This window comes from Balneola sp. (assembly GCA_003712055.1).
Lineage (GTDB): Bacteria > Bacteroidota > Rhodothermia > Balneolales > Balneolaceae > RHLJ01.
In genome coordinates this window covers 121823-136747 of the sequence record RHLJ01000005.1, presented here as the reverse complement: position 1 = coordinate 136747, position 14925 = coordinate 121823, and the positions used below count along the sequence as shown (strand labels likewise).

The following is a 14925-nucleotide window of genomic DNA, read 5'->3' as shown; positions in this document are numbered from 1 at the left end:
AGTAATTGTATTGGAGGCTAATTAGTTATTTCGTTTAGACCTGCTTGAACCTGAAGATGATCGTGTTCCGGAAGAAGAACGTGAAGACGAACTACTTCTTACACTAGTTCCTCTAGAAGAACTGGATCTGGAAGAACTACTTCGAACTGCTCTTGATGAGCTACTTCCGGAGCTGTTACTTCTTACTGAAGTAGAGCGTGAACTTCCGCCGGTACTACTTGACCTATTCGTTCTAACTGAAGTACTACGATTTCTTACTGAGGTATTTCCCGAATTGTTTGATCTAACCGAAGATCTCCCTCTGGAAACTGAACTTGAATTATTCCTCGAGCTAGAGGATCGTACAGAGCCTGAGTTTCCTGAGCTTCTTCCACTACGACTTGTACTTCTAACAGTTCCTGAGCTACCTGTTGATGTCCTGGATCTGCCAACACTTGTACCCGAGCTACCTGACCGGGTTCTACCAGTATTTCGAACTGTTCCAGTACTTCTCCCTGTGGTTCTACTGGTGCTTGTCACTGTTGATCCAGACTCTCCTGATCGTCTTGACCTAACACTTGTACTTGTACTAGTAGATTGGGAAGTGCTATTTCCGGTTCTACCTGTATAGCGGGTTGCTGTGGTTCCTGATGATCTTGTAGTAATATCAGTAGTACCAGTACCTCGACCCTTACTTACTAAACCAGTTGAACCTGAGCTGCCTGACCTGGTACGAACTCCTTCAACAGATTCACCATTTCCTTTACTATATAATCCGGCACTTCTTATTCTTGATTCTGAATAACGTGAGTTTCTATGATGATTGTTATATACGATTACATTAGAGCGATAACCCCAGCCTCCCCAGCCGTAATACCAGTCATCATAATATCCCAAATGTGGGTATCGATACCAGGAATAGAAAAGGCTTCCATTACCCCAACTCCATCCACTATAGTATGCAAAGTAGAGCCTTGTATTCATTCTCCATCCCGCTCTCCATTGTCCTCTTCTTATTGGATGATAGTACCTATTATAACCCCAGTGATATGAATCCCAATAGTAATCATCAATAGCCTGATCATATCCATCGTCAAAACCATCATCATATCCCTCCCAATAAATTCTATCAGCGTAGTTATCCTGATACCACTGCTCCGCTTCATAGTCTTTGTAGTAGATACCTGCGGCTTCTAAATCTTCTTCATAAACAGGATCTTCAAATTCACCTTCTTCCTCAATAGGAGCTTCATAAGGCTTCGCTGTTTGTAGTTCATCACTCCAGTTGTATCCGGTTTCAGCTTGCTCTGGTTCATCCCCCCATGAGTAGTAATCTGACTGTTGGGGAGTTGTACTAGTTCTTGAGAATCCTTCAGTACTTTGTAATTGAGTATAGCACCCGGAAAAGAATAGCGAAAGGGATGCAAGAGTGATTCCGAATATAGTTTTTGAAGCTTTCATATATGATCCTTAGAACATTGATTCAAGATTACGACTTAACCTCTTAAAAACGAGTTGATGTTTAAATAACATGATGATGTGACATGATGTTAAATTTCACCTCGGAGCGATTTCGCAATTACTTCTGCCTTTGAGTTAACGTGGAGCTTTTTGTAGATATTTCGAATATGTGCCCGTACTGTATCTATTGAAATATCAAACCTATCAGCAATCATTTTGTAGCTAAGCCCGTCTACCAGCCCATTTACAATATCCTGCTCTCTGGAAGTCAGCATGCTGTCTTCATTCTTTTTCGGAGCTTGCTCATTGAAATGGGTAATTACTTTGCGAGCTATTTGCGGAGACATTGGAGCACCACCCTTCAACAGCGTTTCGATAGATTCCTTTATTTCAGGCAGAGATGTATGCTTTAGCAAGTACCCTGAAGCTCCCGCTTTAAGCGAATCAAAAATCTTATGAGAATCGTGATACACCGTGAGCATGATGATATCTATTTCAGGGTATTTAGCTTTGATAATTTCCATCCCTTTTATACCCGACATGCCTGGAAGTTGTATATCCATCAGAAGCACATCCGGGTTTTCATGTTCTTCAAGAAACTCCAGCATTTCCTCCACAGTATCTGTTGCAACCGGACATTCTAAACCTTCCTGCATATCTAAATATCGCTGGATTAAATCCCTGATTTTTTTGTTGTCTTCTACAATCCCTATTACTGCCATCTTTTTCTCCGTTATTTTAATTCAGCTTTCCTTTCAGAATAACTGTAAATCCATCCTTGTCTTCAAAGTTGAAGTTTCCTCCAATTCTTTGAGCTCGCATTTCCATGTTACGTAATCCATGACCAGTCTTTTTCAGTCCTTTACCCGAGTTACCATTGTCATAAATTTTAAACTCATATTCACCATTTTCAGATTCCATTTTTACTTCTACCCTATCACCATTCGAATACTTAGCGATATTATTCACCGCTTCTTTGAATATCAGATAAAGGTTTTCTTTCACCGGAACCGGTAATTTATTTTCCATTCTTAATGCCTCAAAATCATAACTAACCTGAAAATTTTTGGGTTCCAATACATTGATAATATAATCCTGCATTCTGTCGGTAAGGTCTCCGAGTGTATCATTTCGCGCATCAATCGACCAAACTATATCATCTAAACTGGTAACTACCCTACGACACTGCTTTCCGATTTGAGTTAGTGATTGCTTGAATTCTTTCTCTACGTGACTAGCCTGAAGGAAATCAGATTGTAGTGCAATCTCTGTCAAACTGGCTCCTACATCATCATGCAAATCGCTGGCAATTCGCACTCTCATTCTTTCAATATCCACCATTTTCATGATCTGATAATTTCTATAGAACAGGTAAATAATACCCCCAATCGCGAATGCAATAATTAAGATAAACCACCAACTCATCCAGAAAGGAGGATTAATTGAAAACCGAATAATGACCATTTCATCACTCCATACCCCACTAGAATTGCGTGCATGAACCTGAAAAAAATACTCGCCCGGTGGTAGTGAGGGATATTTTGCACTTCGTGAGGTTGTTCGCTGCCAATCAGGATCTATGTCACTCATCCTATACTCATAAATCACCTGGTTTGGAGCCGTAAAATTTAGTCCTGCAAAACCTATCTCGACAAAATTACTATTATTATCCAGATGTAAACCGTAGGTCTCATATTGCCTGCCTGAAGCCGTAAACTCTAGTAAATGTACTTTTGGTGATACCTGATTCCCTTTGTAGATGTCTGGATCGAAGTGACTTACCCCTTCCACACTACCAAACCAAAAATGTCCTTCCGAATCTTCATAAACAGCTCCAAGGTTCATTTCGTCTGAAACCAACCCCTGTTCTCTTGTAATTACCTGAATTGATTGTTCACGTTCATCAGCAATTTCACTGTACAATTTCTTGATATCTAACTGAGCTATGCCAGCAGTTGTACCTATCCAAAAAAGGCCATTTTTATCCTGAGCTATAAAATAGGCTACCTTGTCAGGTAAACCGTTATCATCAGTGATACTGACAAACTGTACTCCATCAAACCATGCAATACCTCCAAAGGTAGATATCCAGATAATGCCATCTCTATCTATCATAATGGACATAACTCCATTATTTGGCACCCCTTGTTGAATAGAAAAATTGGTGATTTCATCTCCGGTAATCTTTGAAACCCCACCATAGGTCGCCACCCAAATATTGCCTTCACTATCCTCAATACTTTTTAGAACAGTATTACTAGCCAGACCACTTTCCAAAGTTATTGCCTCATGAGATGTGTCATCCATTTTTATCAGCCCTTCATCATACGTGCTAATCCAAAAGGTTCCATCAGAAGCCTCCATTACATCTCTTACTTTTCGAAAGGGAAATTCTGCGGATGAGAAGTTTTTTATCTCTCCATTTTTAAGATAGGCCAATCCGTCTCTCATCCCAATCCATAACCTGTTCTCTGAATCCAGATTTAAATGGTAAATCCTATCGTCCAATAGGCCATCTTCAGTGGTTAGGTACTCAAAACCATTATCCAGTTTTGTCATCAAACCACCACCATAAGTAGCAAGCCATAGTTTTCCATTTTCATCTTCAGCAATGGAAGTGACCAGATTATTGCTGAGCCCGTTTTCGGTAGTATAGTTTTCGAAATAATCTCCTAAAAAAAGGCTCACACCTCCTCCAAATGTACCGAACCAAACATTTCCTTCCCGATCAACAATGGAGGAATAGATAATGTCATTTGAAAGCCCTTGTTCAGTCGTAAAGCTTTTAAAGCTTCCCTCAAAAAATCTGCTTGAACCTCCCTCTGTACCAAGCCATATCGCTCCTTCATCTGATACCGAAAGAGTTTGTACTCTGGAATCAATCAATCCTTCTGCTGTTCCAAAATTTTGAAAGGTGCTCCCATCAAATCGTGATATGCCATTTCGGGTAGCAATCCAAAGGAATCCGTTTTTATCTATTTCTATATCTCTAATTCTATTTTCGGGCAAGCCATCTTCAGTAGTATATGTTCTTAAATTACCATTGCTTAGCGTAGTAAGTCCATTCCTTGTACCGAACCAAATATCTCCATTTTCATCTTCAGTAATAGCTCTAACCTGGTTACTGATAAACCCCTGAGATGTAGAGTATAACTCGTATTGACCATTTTCCAGGTAGTGCCAAACACCGTCTCCATCAGTACCAAACCATAGATGACCTTCCTGGTCTTCAAAAATGCTTATGACCTGACTGTTAGCTATAGATTCAAAACCTTGAGGAGTATGAATACTATCAGCTTCTATATAATTGACCCCTGAAGCTGTACCAATCCATATTTTGCCATCACTTGCCTGAAACAGAGATAGCACCCGGCTGTGATTTAGCCCACTTTCTTCGAAAAAAGCTTCAAAACTAATCCCATCAAACTTATTGAGTCCGTACCCGGTTGCTAACCATAAATATCCATCATCATCCTGAATGAGATCATTAACAACCGATTCACTTAATCCATCTTCAATAGAATAGGTTCGAAAAGGATAAGTTTGAGACCAGCCATCCTCAGGCAATAAAAGAGTAAGACTTAGAAAAATAAACAACCAATTCTTCATAACAAGAAAGTAACGCAAAATAGCTGAGAATAGTAGAAGGCTATTATCTTGTTATTGCAAAAAGTTTTCCAGCTGCTGAGTCCAATCAAACGTTTTATATTTGATGGTATATCCCGTCAAGTCCTTCTCCAGGTAGTTATTCAATACGAGTATAATTCCCTCTTCGCCCCCGAAGTCTACTGAGAACCATTCCATTAGCTGGGTAACACGAACTTCTTTATTTATATCATCAACATCCGTTTCCAGAGTTAAGTATAGCTTGGTTGCCGCCTCCAGTTGAGTATCAAGTTTCCTGGCATCATAAAATGCTATTGGTGGACAGCTTTTTGCTCCACAATTTAAAGCGAAATGTATTCTGAAATCGACTGAATCAACGGCAAAGCCATTTAAATCATAGCCAGGTTTTTTTCTTAAAATGGCATGTTCCATTTCATCAAATGAAAGGGTATCTCCGGCAATGGGAACTAATGGCTTTACAAATACGGAATCCAGCCCATAGGAATAGCGATCTGCTACTATCTGATACCACGCATTGTAGATATTCAACCAAAAGGCTTTTTTCCTGGTATCCGTATTCAGTTCCCCTTGTAGTGTCTCAGCATCAAAGCTTGCTAACATGGACTCTAACGAATCGGTAGAATTGGCTCTTTTTACCTCAAGCAGAAGCTCACTTGACAATTCGAGACTTTGAACATGTATTTCCACTTCCTTCATTTGGCAGGAGAAGAATACAATGAATACGAGGAATAGAGATTTTCTTAACTGATGTACCATATTTTAAAATCCTCGGTTTATCAACGTCGATGCTTCAACTAATAGTTTTTCTTTTTCGTCCAGGGTTAAAGATAAAGGAAGCTGAGCAATTCCAATCAGTCTTCTGATTATTTCTACTCCTATAAACCCACAAAATTGTAGCATGTCAAAGCCATTTGGCTTTTCATAATTATCGATAGCGTTATTTACGAGTTCAGGATCCGTTTTTGCTAAAATGAGATGAGCAATAAATACTGCTATGTCCCATTCCTTAGGCCCTAAAAAAGAAAACTCAGGATCTATTACATACAAATTCGAAGAAGAAGTAAGGATACTTCCGGGATATAAATCACCATGTAGTAACTGTGTTCCCTTTGCCAGATAAACATCACCAAGCAGTTTTACTTTTTTCTTGAGTGTTTCGTCTAGTTTCAGCGACTTTGAAAGCTCTTCCAAGCCGGGTTGGATGGTATCCAAGCCAAAGCCATTGTCGGCCTGGAACGGTAAATCAAAAATGTGTTGGTGGTTTAACCTCCTCATGTCAAGGTTTTCAGGGAAAGCCTGATCCAACTCCACAGTCGACAATCGATTGGCAAACTCAATAACTTGGCTAATTTCTTCCTCTGCAATACTTTTGTCCTCGAAATAGATACGCATCATATCATGAGCACCTTTAAGATCCTCTAGAGCAAGTATATTGCTTTGTGGATCATATCCAATCAAAGAGGGTACGTAAGGAGCCACTTCTTCAAATACGGATACTACTTCTAAAAATTGTTTTTCAACCCTTCCCCTTTCAGTGGGAGCTTCGAAATGGGGATACTTTTCGACCCAGGGTCGAGCCTGTTTTAGTATGATTGATGGAGACTCTCTGAATTCGGCACGAAGCACATAATTCATATTCCCCTCTCCAGGTATGCTTAATGAGACTAAGCTGTCATTTTCATTTAGCCAACCCTGAAATTTTAGATACTGTCCTACTTCGAGTGGTAATTCTTTACAAAGAAAAAAACCGTTTTGAAAGCTAGCCCTAAATTTAGCTTCCATTTCTTTATTCTCACTAATAATCACTTTCGTCTTTTTTAATACTTTCTATCTTCGCTGAACTCTGAATTATCCTAATACCAAATGCAGGAAGACACTTCCCGTAATTTATCTTTAAATGTAACTACGCAAAAAGGCATTACGCCAGAGGTAACAAAATTATTAGAGCAAACGATCTTTGGCACAAAAGGTAAAGTCCGTTATCGACAAAAGCACATTGTTGATGGAATGAAATCACTAAAAAACCTGGAATTCATCCAAATAAAAAAGGGTGATCGATTATTTGGTACTACTGGAGTTGTTTCTCGTAACACTACAGGCTTAGCCCCTTCATTAAATAGTTTATACATCCGCTACCTATCCATTAATAATCCATTCAGAAATCAAGGGAAGCCAAATCAAAATGCTTCAAGAAAAGCTTCTCGGGTAGGAACAACACTAAAACAAAAGATCGGTGCAGAAATTACCAACCATTTTGAATCCCCCTTTTTGGAAAAGGATCAAAAGGGAGTGTTTTACGCTTTTGTGGAATCTGAAAATTATAATTCGAAAGAGCTCTGCATCACTATGGGTTTCTATCCCCAACGAAGGGTATCAACTATTCTTTTTAGTCGTTTCTCTCCTAAAAAGTCAGAGTTATGTAATGAGATCAAAGAGTCAGGGATGGCCAGCCTTAAAGAAAAACTTAGTGAACACTATTCAGATCATTCTTTTTATTTCGACGATCAGCTTTCTGATTCCGGGAGCTATTTCGTATTAGAAAAAGAAGGCAAAATACTTGCTGGCGTACGATGTAAGCCCGTGCACTGGGAACTCATCGAAGTACCCGGCTTTAGTGGGTTTCTTATGCAAAAAGTACTCCCCTATCTCCCGGTAACGAATAGACTCTTCAAACCCAAACAGTTCAGCTTCCTGGCCTTCGACTACGCATGGACCTCATCTGATAATATCGACTACCTCCTTGAGGTAATGGAGCACTGTTGCGCTGCTCACAATATTAATACTGGAATGATCTGGTGCGATACTGAAGCTAAAATCGCCCAATTGTTTCAGAACTCAGGTAACCTTGGATTCTTAAATACTATAAGAAAAGACGTCACTGCTGAGGTTATGATGAGGTTTATTGGCTTTGAAGAACGGGAGAAAGTTGAGTTATTGAATAAACCAGTATTCGTTTCAGCTTCTGATATGACCTAGTATTTCAATTTTTTTCAACAATTTTGTTGATGCTTTATAATCTTAGGTTCTTAACTCACTTCAGCTCTTCCTCATGAAAAAAACTATCTCAAGAAAAGACTTCGTAAAAAAAGCAGGAGCTTTAATTGCGGGCTTCTCAGCGCTTTCAACAACCAGTTTCCCAAATATTATTCTTCCCAAAAAGAAAGAAAAACTTGGAGTAGCTCTGGTTGGATTAGGCAGATATAGCAACGGCAGACTTGCACCAGGACTTCAACTCACTGAGCACTGTGAACTCAAGGGAATAGTTACCGGAACACCCAGTAAAATTCCTGTTTGGCAAGAGCGCTATAACATTCCTGATGCAAACGTCTACAATTATGAGAATATACACGAAGTAGCTAATAATGATGATATTGATATCATCTACATTGTACTCCCTACTGGCCTTCATGCTAAATATGCCATTGCAGGAGCTGAAGCGGGTAAGAATGTGTGGTGTGAAAAACCAATGGCAAAAACTGTAGAAGAATGCCAGGGCATTATTGATGCAGCTACCAAGAATAAGGTGCAGCTTACTATTGGCTATCGCTTACAACATGAACCTAATAATCAACAAGTGATCGAATATACCCGTCAGCAAACCTATGGCAGCATTCAGGATATTAAAGCCGGCGCAGGGTATAGCGGGCGTCATGGAGAAGGTAATTGGCGAAGAAGTAACGAACTTGGCGGAGGAGCTTTGTACGATATGGGAGTATATCCAATCAATGCTATTAGGTATGCAGCTCAAATGGAACCTGTTCGTGTACGTGGAAGACAATGGTCTGACCGGAGTGAGATGTATAATGAAGTTGATGAGTTTTCGGAATTTGAAATGGAATTTTCGAATGGGTTAATTACTACGGGAGAAACAGCATTCGGTAAATCCAGTAATTATCTGGATGTAACCTGTTCAAAGGGTTGGTACAGACTTCGTCCTTTCCAAAGCTATTCAGGTGTTCGAGGAGAAACCAGTGATGGTACTCAATTACCTGCCGATCCTGGACATCAACAAGCCCGTCAAATGGATAATGACGCACTTGCGATCAAAGATAGTAAGACTCCTATTGTTCCGGGAGAAGATGGGTTAAAGGATATCAGAATTGTACAGGCAATTATGGAATCTTCACAAAAAGATGGAGAGTGGATTACACTTTAAAAAAAAGCTCCCAGCATAAGCATGGGAGCTTTTAAATCCATAGAGAATCAGGATTATTATCCCAAATAAACTCTAAGCGCTGCGCTTCTGTTATGATGGCGGAGCTTTCTAAGTGCCTTCTCTTTAATCTGACGAACGCGTTCACGAGTCAGATCAAAACGCTCTCCTATTTCTTCAAGAGTAAGAGAGTGCTCACGTCCAATACCAAAGTATAATCTGATTACTTCTGCCTCTCGCTTGGTAAGTTTCGATAATGCGCGTTCAATCTCAACTTTAAGAGATTCACCCATTAACTCGAAATCCGGGTTTGGAATCTCTTCATTCTCTAGTACATCAAGTAGACGGTTATCCTCACCTTGTGCGAAAGGAGCGTCCATCGAAAGGTGTCTTCCAGAAATCTTTAGGGTGTCAGCTACTTCACCAACCGTCATTTCAAGGCTTTCTGCCAATTCATGAGCAGAAGGAAGTCGCTCATACTCCTGCTCCAGTTTAGAAAGTTCTTTACCAATTTTGTTAAGAGCACCTACCCTGTTTAATGGAAGTCGTACAATTCTACTTTGCTCAGCGAGTGCCTGAAGAATAGATTGACGAATCCACCATACCGCGTAAGAGATAAACTTAAATCCTCTGGTTTCATCAAAACGTTTAGCAGCCTTAATCAAACCAAGATTACCTTCATTAATCAAATCTCCTAAAGAAAGTCCCTGATTTTGGTACTGCTTAGCAACAGATACAACGAACCTAAGGTTAGCTTTAGTTAGATCTTCAAGTGCTCTCTGACTTCCTTTTTGGATTTCTTTTGCCAGACGAACTTCATCATCCGGTGTAATCAATTTCTCTTTACCTATCTCGTGAAGGTACCGATCTAGCGATTCCGATTCACGAGTCGAAATTCCTGAACTTTTTGCCACAATTAAGTTATTTGGTGAAAAATTTTATAGGGTAAAGATATGCAGGTATGATATAGTTAAGCTGAATGGTTGCAACCTGTATTCGAAGCTTCGCGCGTCTGCACTCTTTTTGAATCCATTAACTTGAAAATATACGAAATTGGGAACTCAATATTTTAAAATTCCTTTCATCAATATTAATTCTTTTTGAAGAATGTATGTCCGGGGAAATCCTTCTTGATATCAAAAAAAGATGCTATAGACACAGCTAAATCTGCAAAAGTCTCTCTTATTCCCAGATTTTCTTTCTCTGCCCGATCCTTTGGATACACTAAAACAGGTACAAATTCCCTGGAATGATCGGTACTGGTAGAGCAAGGATCATTTCCATGGTCACCTGTTATTATCAAAAGATCGTCTTCTTCTACTTTTGCTAAAATCTGAGGTAGGGCGCTATCAAATTCTACCAGGCTTCCCGCGTAGCCTTCGGGATCAAGTCGATGTCCAAATAGTTGATCAGTATCGATGAGATTTATGAAAACAAAAGTGTCCTTTATTTCATCCATCACTCTTAGAAGTACTTCTATTCCTTCCGCATTATTCTTTGTACGCTCGAATTTAGAGAAACCTTTCTCAGCAAATAGATCAATCACCTTGCCGATGGAATAGGTTTCTATACCGGCATCAAACAAGCTTTGAACAATATTATTCTCAGGTGGGATAGCAGAAAAATCATGCCGTTGATCAAATAATCGTTCAAAAGCGCCGGGAGATCCTGTAAAAGGTCGGGCAATTACCCGTCCTACTTCATGTTCTCCTACACAAACACTTTCCCTGACAAACTCACACCAATGATATAATTTAGATACAGGAGTAATGGCTTCATGAGTGGCAACCTGGAATACACTATCTGCTGAAGTATATACAATAGGGAAACCTGTTTCTAGATGTTCTTGCCCATAATCCCGGATAACATCGGTTCCAGAATACGGCAAATTGCATAGAGCTTTCTCAACTCCTATTCCTTCACAAAAAGCTTTTATTATGTCATCAGGAAAGCCTTTCGGGTAAGTTGGAAAAGGTTTTTCTAGCTGAACTCCTGCAATTTCCCAGTGTCCGGTTGTAGAGTCTTTTCCCCCTGATACCTCTCTCATTTTCCCATAAGCTGCACCAGGGTTTTCTTCCTCTGGAATTGAAGCTAATGGTATGATATTCCCAATACCCATTTTCGAAAGATTGGGAAGCTGCACCCTTGTTTGCTCAGAAACATTTCCCAGTGTGTTCATACCCTCATCATTATATTGATAAGCATCTTCCTGGGCACCTACTCCAAGCCCATCAATAATTATGAGGTAACAATTGCCCATTAGGCTTCGAAGAGCTCCAGCTCCTCGTTTCGAACTACTTCACTGAGCGCTTTTTTCGCTTTAGTGAGTACTTGATAAGAATTGGCATCCTCAGGTATCAACTTTGTAAAACCTGCTTTGAAAGACACATCAAGGTTCTCTCCATTTGATAACTTTAAGCCATGGGCCAGTTTTGTCTTTACCGAATCCATCCAAGTATTAACTGCATCTTCAGAATCACTTTGGATAACAAACGCATATACATAATCTGAATTATAACCAATAAAACCAGGCACGTCATGCTGAGATGGATTTAGAAAAGAGACAAAGTCTTTTTGGATCTTCAGAAGGTCTTCTAACCTATACTTAGTTCTGATAGAGGAAAGTTCGTGAGGAGATACTAACCCGAACCACGTATGTTTACCTTTCCCAGAACGAATCTTTTGTAGCTCATTTCCAATACTTGCTTCCCATAAATCCGTCATGAAGGCTCCAAAATTCTGAGTAAACAACTCTTCCGCCATCCCAGATTTTTTAACTACTGATTGAATAGAGAGAGAAGCAATCCGGGCCAAGTTAATAAGCTTGTGCTTGGTCGACTCTTTATAAGTCAATGGATCAGAATCGTAAGTTATTACAACTGCCTGCCTGCGATCATGAATCATAATGGGAATGGCAAGACTGGCCCCTTCGGTTCTCTTCTCCTTACTGGAAATAAGCTTGGGGTTATTGTTGAAATGCATATTAAAACTTGGAGCGCCCTTCTCAACAGTCTCATAAGCCACACTTTTATTCTCCATTTCCAGACCCAGTAAAGGAGAATTTTTCGCGAATTTTGACGCCAATACCAAACTCCAGGAATCCATACCAGGACATACAAGGCATGCCCCACCATTGGGAAGGTAAAGTTGCATTTCGTCAAGCATCTTATTGAGCAAGTCTACCCGGTGTAATCGATAGTCTAATGCAGCAAGCGACTCTTCATATTCTTCCCATTCTTTTTGCTGCTCATGTAAATCAACTATCTCCAGATAGGTGTCTAACACGTTTACAAGAGCGTTGTTATATGCGAAAACCTGGTCATTGATGGCTTCCAGGTTAACATCTTTCTCTGTTTCTAAAACGGTGATAGCTACAGTCTCGCCCTTATTTATGAAAGGTATAAGTACCATGGTTTTGGCAGCAACAAAATCGAAATAGTGTGCCAGTTTACCTTTTGGGATATCCTCCCCGATAACCAGCTTTGTTATTTCTTTGATCTCTTTATACTCATCCAGAAAATGCTGCTCGAAAGCCAGGCGATCCTGGAACATTACATTTGGAAGGTTAGTGCTATTGCTTTCCCACACAAATTGTTGCCGTGTTTGGTTAACCCAACACATATATGCGAGCTCAACCCTGGTCGAAGTACGAAGCAAATGCACCAGATCAGCCATGATCTGTTTAAACTCGCGTAGTGCTTTTTCTTGTCGGTCTAGACTCATGTCCTAAATGAATAACTCCTTATTAGCGCCCAAAAAATTCGAAACAATATCTAACTTTTTATTCGAAATTGCCCATCCTTATATCTTGGTTGCATTTTTACGAATCCTGATCTCTTATTAAGTTTCTTTTAACACCTCTTCACTAAGTGCTTCAGCTTCTTCAATCATCGTCTCAAAGGCCTGCAATCCTTTATCCCAGAATGCAGAATCTCTGATATCGAGCCCCATCTTACTTACTAAATCATGTGGCCATTCTGATCCTCCTGCTCCCAACAGATCCAAATACCGGTCTGCAAAGCCTTCCGGGCGATGCATGTATTCCTCATATAAAGCCAACACAAGTAGTTCACCAAATGCATAAGCATACACATATCCTGGTGTATGTAAGAAATGAGGGATGTAACACCACCAGATCCCATACTCCTCAGTTAGAGATACAGCATCACCGTATAACGCTTTCTGCTGTTCCATCCATAGTTCTGAAAATCTTGCAGTGGTTAGCTCTCCTTCTTCCCTTCGAGCTGTATGCATTGCGTTTTCAAATCTGTTCATAGAGATTTGCCGGAATACAGTAGCAATTGTGTCATCAATCTTACCAATTAGCAGAGCCAGTTTTTCCTTTGGATTATCAAGGCCTTTTAAAAGTTTCTGAAAAACCAACATTTCACCAAAGACCGAAGCTGTCTCGGCAGTAGTTAAAGGGGTACTTGCTTGTAATGGTCCCTGTTGGCGAGACAGGTATTGATGTACTCCATGTCCTAATTCATGAGCAAGAGTTTGCACATCCCTGATTTTGCCATCAAAATTCATGAATACATAGGGGTGAACAGAAGGAACAGTACCAGCCGAATACGCACCACCACGTTTTCCAGGTTTTATAGCAGCGTCAATCCAATTCTTATCAAAGAAATACCCTGCTATTTCTCCCATTTGGGGATGGAAGCCAGAATAAGAATCCAGCACCATGTCTTGTGCTTCCTCCCAGCTAATCGTTGCTTCATTCTTGATCATTGGAGCATAACGATCATAGTCTCTCATTTCCTCAAGACCCAATAGCCTGGTCTTCAAACGATAGTACCTTTGTACCAGTTCATACTTCGAAGTAACTGCTTTAACAAGGGATTCTACTGTTTCATCATCCGTTTCATTTGAAAGGTTCCTGGAAGTGATCCAACTTGGATAACTTCTCAACTTATCAGTAGTTGATTTATCAGATAACAGCGTATTAAATACAAAAGTTAAAGGATGAGCAAGCTCGTTGAACTTTTTAGTTAATGAAGCATGAGCTCGAATCCTCAATTCCCTGTCACTGTCGTGCAGTTTGCTAAGTACTTCCTGTTCAGAATATTCCTCACCATCTAGTTCGAACTTGGCTCTTCCCAGAGTCTCGTCAAAAAACCGAACCCAGGCACTCCTTCCTGTAACTGATTTAGCCGAAAGTATTTGCTCTTGTTCTTCTTTAAGAACGTGTTCCTTATATCTTCTGGAAGATTCCAGGTAGTGTTTATAGAAGGCTAATTCAGGAGTATCGATAAGCTTTTGAGCTTGTTCTGTATTGATTTGCAACCATTCTACCTGAAGAAAAACCAGTTTCTGACTCAACTCAGATCCTAGTTCATTCGATTCCTGAACCAGTTTCCCGTATTCGGAATTTGTGGTATCTGTACTCCACTGGAGGTAAGCGAACGAACCAATCTTTCCGCCTTTATCTTGCAATGATTCATATTCCTGAAGCATAGATTTAAACTCTTCAACACTTAAAGCTGATATCCTCCCTTTATACTTCGAAGCAAAAGCATCCGCTTCATTCAGCAAGCTTTCTTTATCCTTCATTAACTGAGGATCGTTACCGGATTTATATAAATCTGAAAGATCCCAATGTATGTTTTCTGCTCCGTTTGATTCCTTCGTTGCCAATTCGCTCATCCTTGATGTTTGGGTGTTAATTTTTTGGGAATATAACCGATGTTCAAAGCGATATA

11 protein-coding genes are annotated in these 14925 nt (G+C 40.0%); 2 read left to right on the top strand and 9 right to left on the bottom strand.

Annotated features, from left to right (window positions below; all coding sequences use genetic code 11):
* Positions 1-21: 21 nt before the first annotated feature.
* From ED557_12550 to ED557_12530, 5 genes are all read right to left on the bottom strand, one after another.
* The gene (locus ED557_12550) at positions 22-1440 is read right to left on the bottom strand and encodes a hypothetical protein (protein RNC79957.1); all 1419 of its coding nucleotides are present in this window, start codon (positions 1438-1440) and stop codon (positions 22-24) included.
* A gap of 89 nt (positions 1441-1529) precedes the next feature.
* Entirely contained in the window at positions 1530-2162 is a 633-nt protein-coding gene (locus ED557_12545) for a DNA-binding response regulator (GenBank protein ID RNC79956.1), read from the bottom strand.
* A 16-nt stretch (positions 2163-2178) separates the two neighbouring features.
* Complete coding sequence (locus ED557_12540) at positions 2179-5049, bottom strand: hypothetical protein (GenBank protein ID RNC80132.1); 2871 nt, start codon at positions 5047-5049, stop codon at positions 2179-2181.
* A gap of 51 nt (positions 5050-5100) precedes the next feature.
* Positions 5101-5823, bottom strand: coding sequence for a DUF547 domain-containing protein (locus ED557_12535; GenBank protein ID RNC79955.1), 723 nt, complete (start codon positions 5821-5823; stop codon positions 5101-5103).
* A gap of 3 nt (positions 5824-5826) precedes the next feature.
* Positions 5827-6873, bottom strand: coding sequence for an aminoglycoside phosphotransferase (locus tag ED557_12530; protein ID RNC79954.1), 1047 nt, complete (start codon positions 6871-6873; stop codon positions 5827-5829).
* 57 nt (positions 6874-6930) lie between these two features.
* On the opposite strand from ED557_12530, the gene ED557_12525 reads away from it, so the two are divergent.
* On the top strand, positions 6931-8043 hold the full coding sequence (locus tag ED557_12525) for a hypothetical protein (GenBank protein RNC79953.1): 1113 nt from the start codon (positions 6931-6933) through the stop codon (positions 8041-8043).
* Between the two features lie 73 nt (positions 8044-8116).
* Positions 8117-9223 carry a gfo/Idh/MocA family oxidoreductase gene (locus ED557_12520; GenBank protein RNC79952.1) on the top strand — a complete coding sequence of 369 codons (1107 nt, stop codon included), beginning with the start codon at positions 8117-8119 and terminating at the stop codon, positions 9221-9223.
* 56 nt (positions 9224-9279) lie between these two features.
* Here the strand turns inward: ED557_12520 and ED557_12515 are convergent, their stop codons facing one another.
* From ED557_12515 to ED557_12500, 4 genes are all read right to left on the bottom strand, one after another.
* Positions 9280-10134, bottom strand: coding sequence for an RNA polymerase sigma factor RpoD/SigA (locus tag ED557_12515; protein ID RNC79951.1), 855 nt, complete (start codon positions 10132-10134; stop codon positions 9280-9282).
* 176 nt (positions 10135-10310) lie between these two features.
* Positions 10311-11480, bottom strand: a complete 1170-nt coding sequence (locus ED557_12510; GenBank protein RNC79950.1) for a phosphopentomutase — start codon at positions 11478-11480, stop codon at positions 10311-10313.
* Positions 11480-12943, bottom strand: coding sequence for a GAF domain-containing protein (locus tag ED557_12505; protein ID RNC79949.1), 1464 nt, complete (start codon positions 12941-12943; stop codon positions 11480-11482). The genes ED557_12510 and ED557_12505 overlap by 1 nt, the downstream gene beginning before the upstream one ends.
* A 117-nt stretch (positions 12944-13060) precedes the next feature.
* Entirely contained in the window at positions 13061-14869 is a 1809-nt protein-coding gene (locus ED557_12500; GenBank protein ID RNC79948.1) for a M3 family oligoendopeptidase, read from the bottom strand.
* Between the last annotated feature and the right edge of the window lie 56 nt (positions 14870-14925).

What these genes read in the sequence shown, in the direction of transcription:
- ED557_12550 (RNC79957.1), bottom strand. Translation starts at nt 1,440, where the DNA reads ATGAAAGCTTCAAAAACTATATTCGGAATCACTCTTGCATCCCTTTCG.
- ED557_12545 (RNC79956.1), bottom strand. Translation starts at nt 2,162, where the DNA reads ATGGCAGTAATAGGGATTGTAGAAGACAACAAAAAAATCAGGGATTTA.
- ED557_12540 (RNC80132.1), bottom strand. Translation starts at nt 5,049, where the DNA reads ATGAAGAATTGGTTGTTTATTTTTCTAAGTCTTACTCTTTTATTGCCT.
- ED557_12535 (RNC79955.1), bottom strand. Translation starts at nt 5,823, where the DNA reads ATGGTACATCAGTTAAGAAAATCTCTATTCCTCGTATTCATTGTATTC.
- ED557_12525 (RNC79953.1), top strand. Translation starts at nt 6,931, where the DNA reads ATGCAGGAAGACACTTCCCGTAATTTATCTTTAAATGTAACTACGCAA.
- ED557_12520 (RNC79952.1), top strand. Translation starts at nt 8,117, where the DNA reads ATGAAAAAAACTATCTCAAGAAAAGACTTCGTAAAAAAAGCAGGAGCT.
- ED557_12510 (RNC79950.1), bottom strand. Translation starts at nt 11,480, where the DNA reads ATGGGCAATTGTTACCTCATAATTATTGATGGGCTTGGAGTAGGTGCC.
- ED557_12505 (RNC79949.1), bottom strand. Translation starts at nt 12,943, where the DNA reads ATGAGTCTAGACCGACAAGAAAAAGCACTACGCGAGTTTAAACAGATC.
- ED557_12500 (RNC79948.1), bottom strand. Translation starts at nt 14,869, where the DNA reads ATGAGCGAATTGGCAACGAAGGAATCAAACGGAGCAGAAAACATACAT.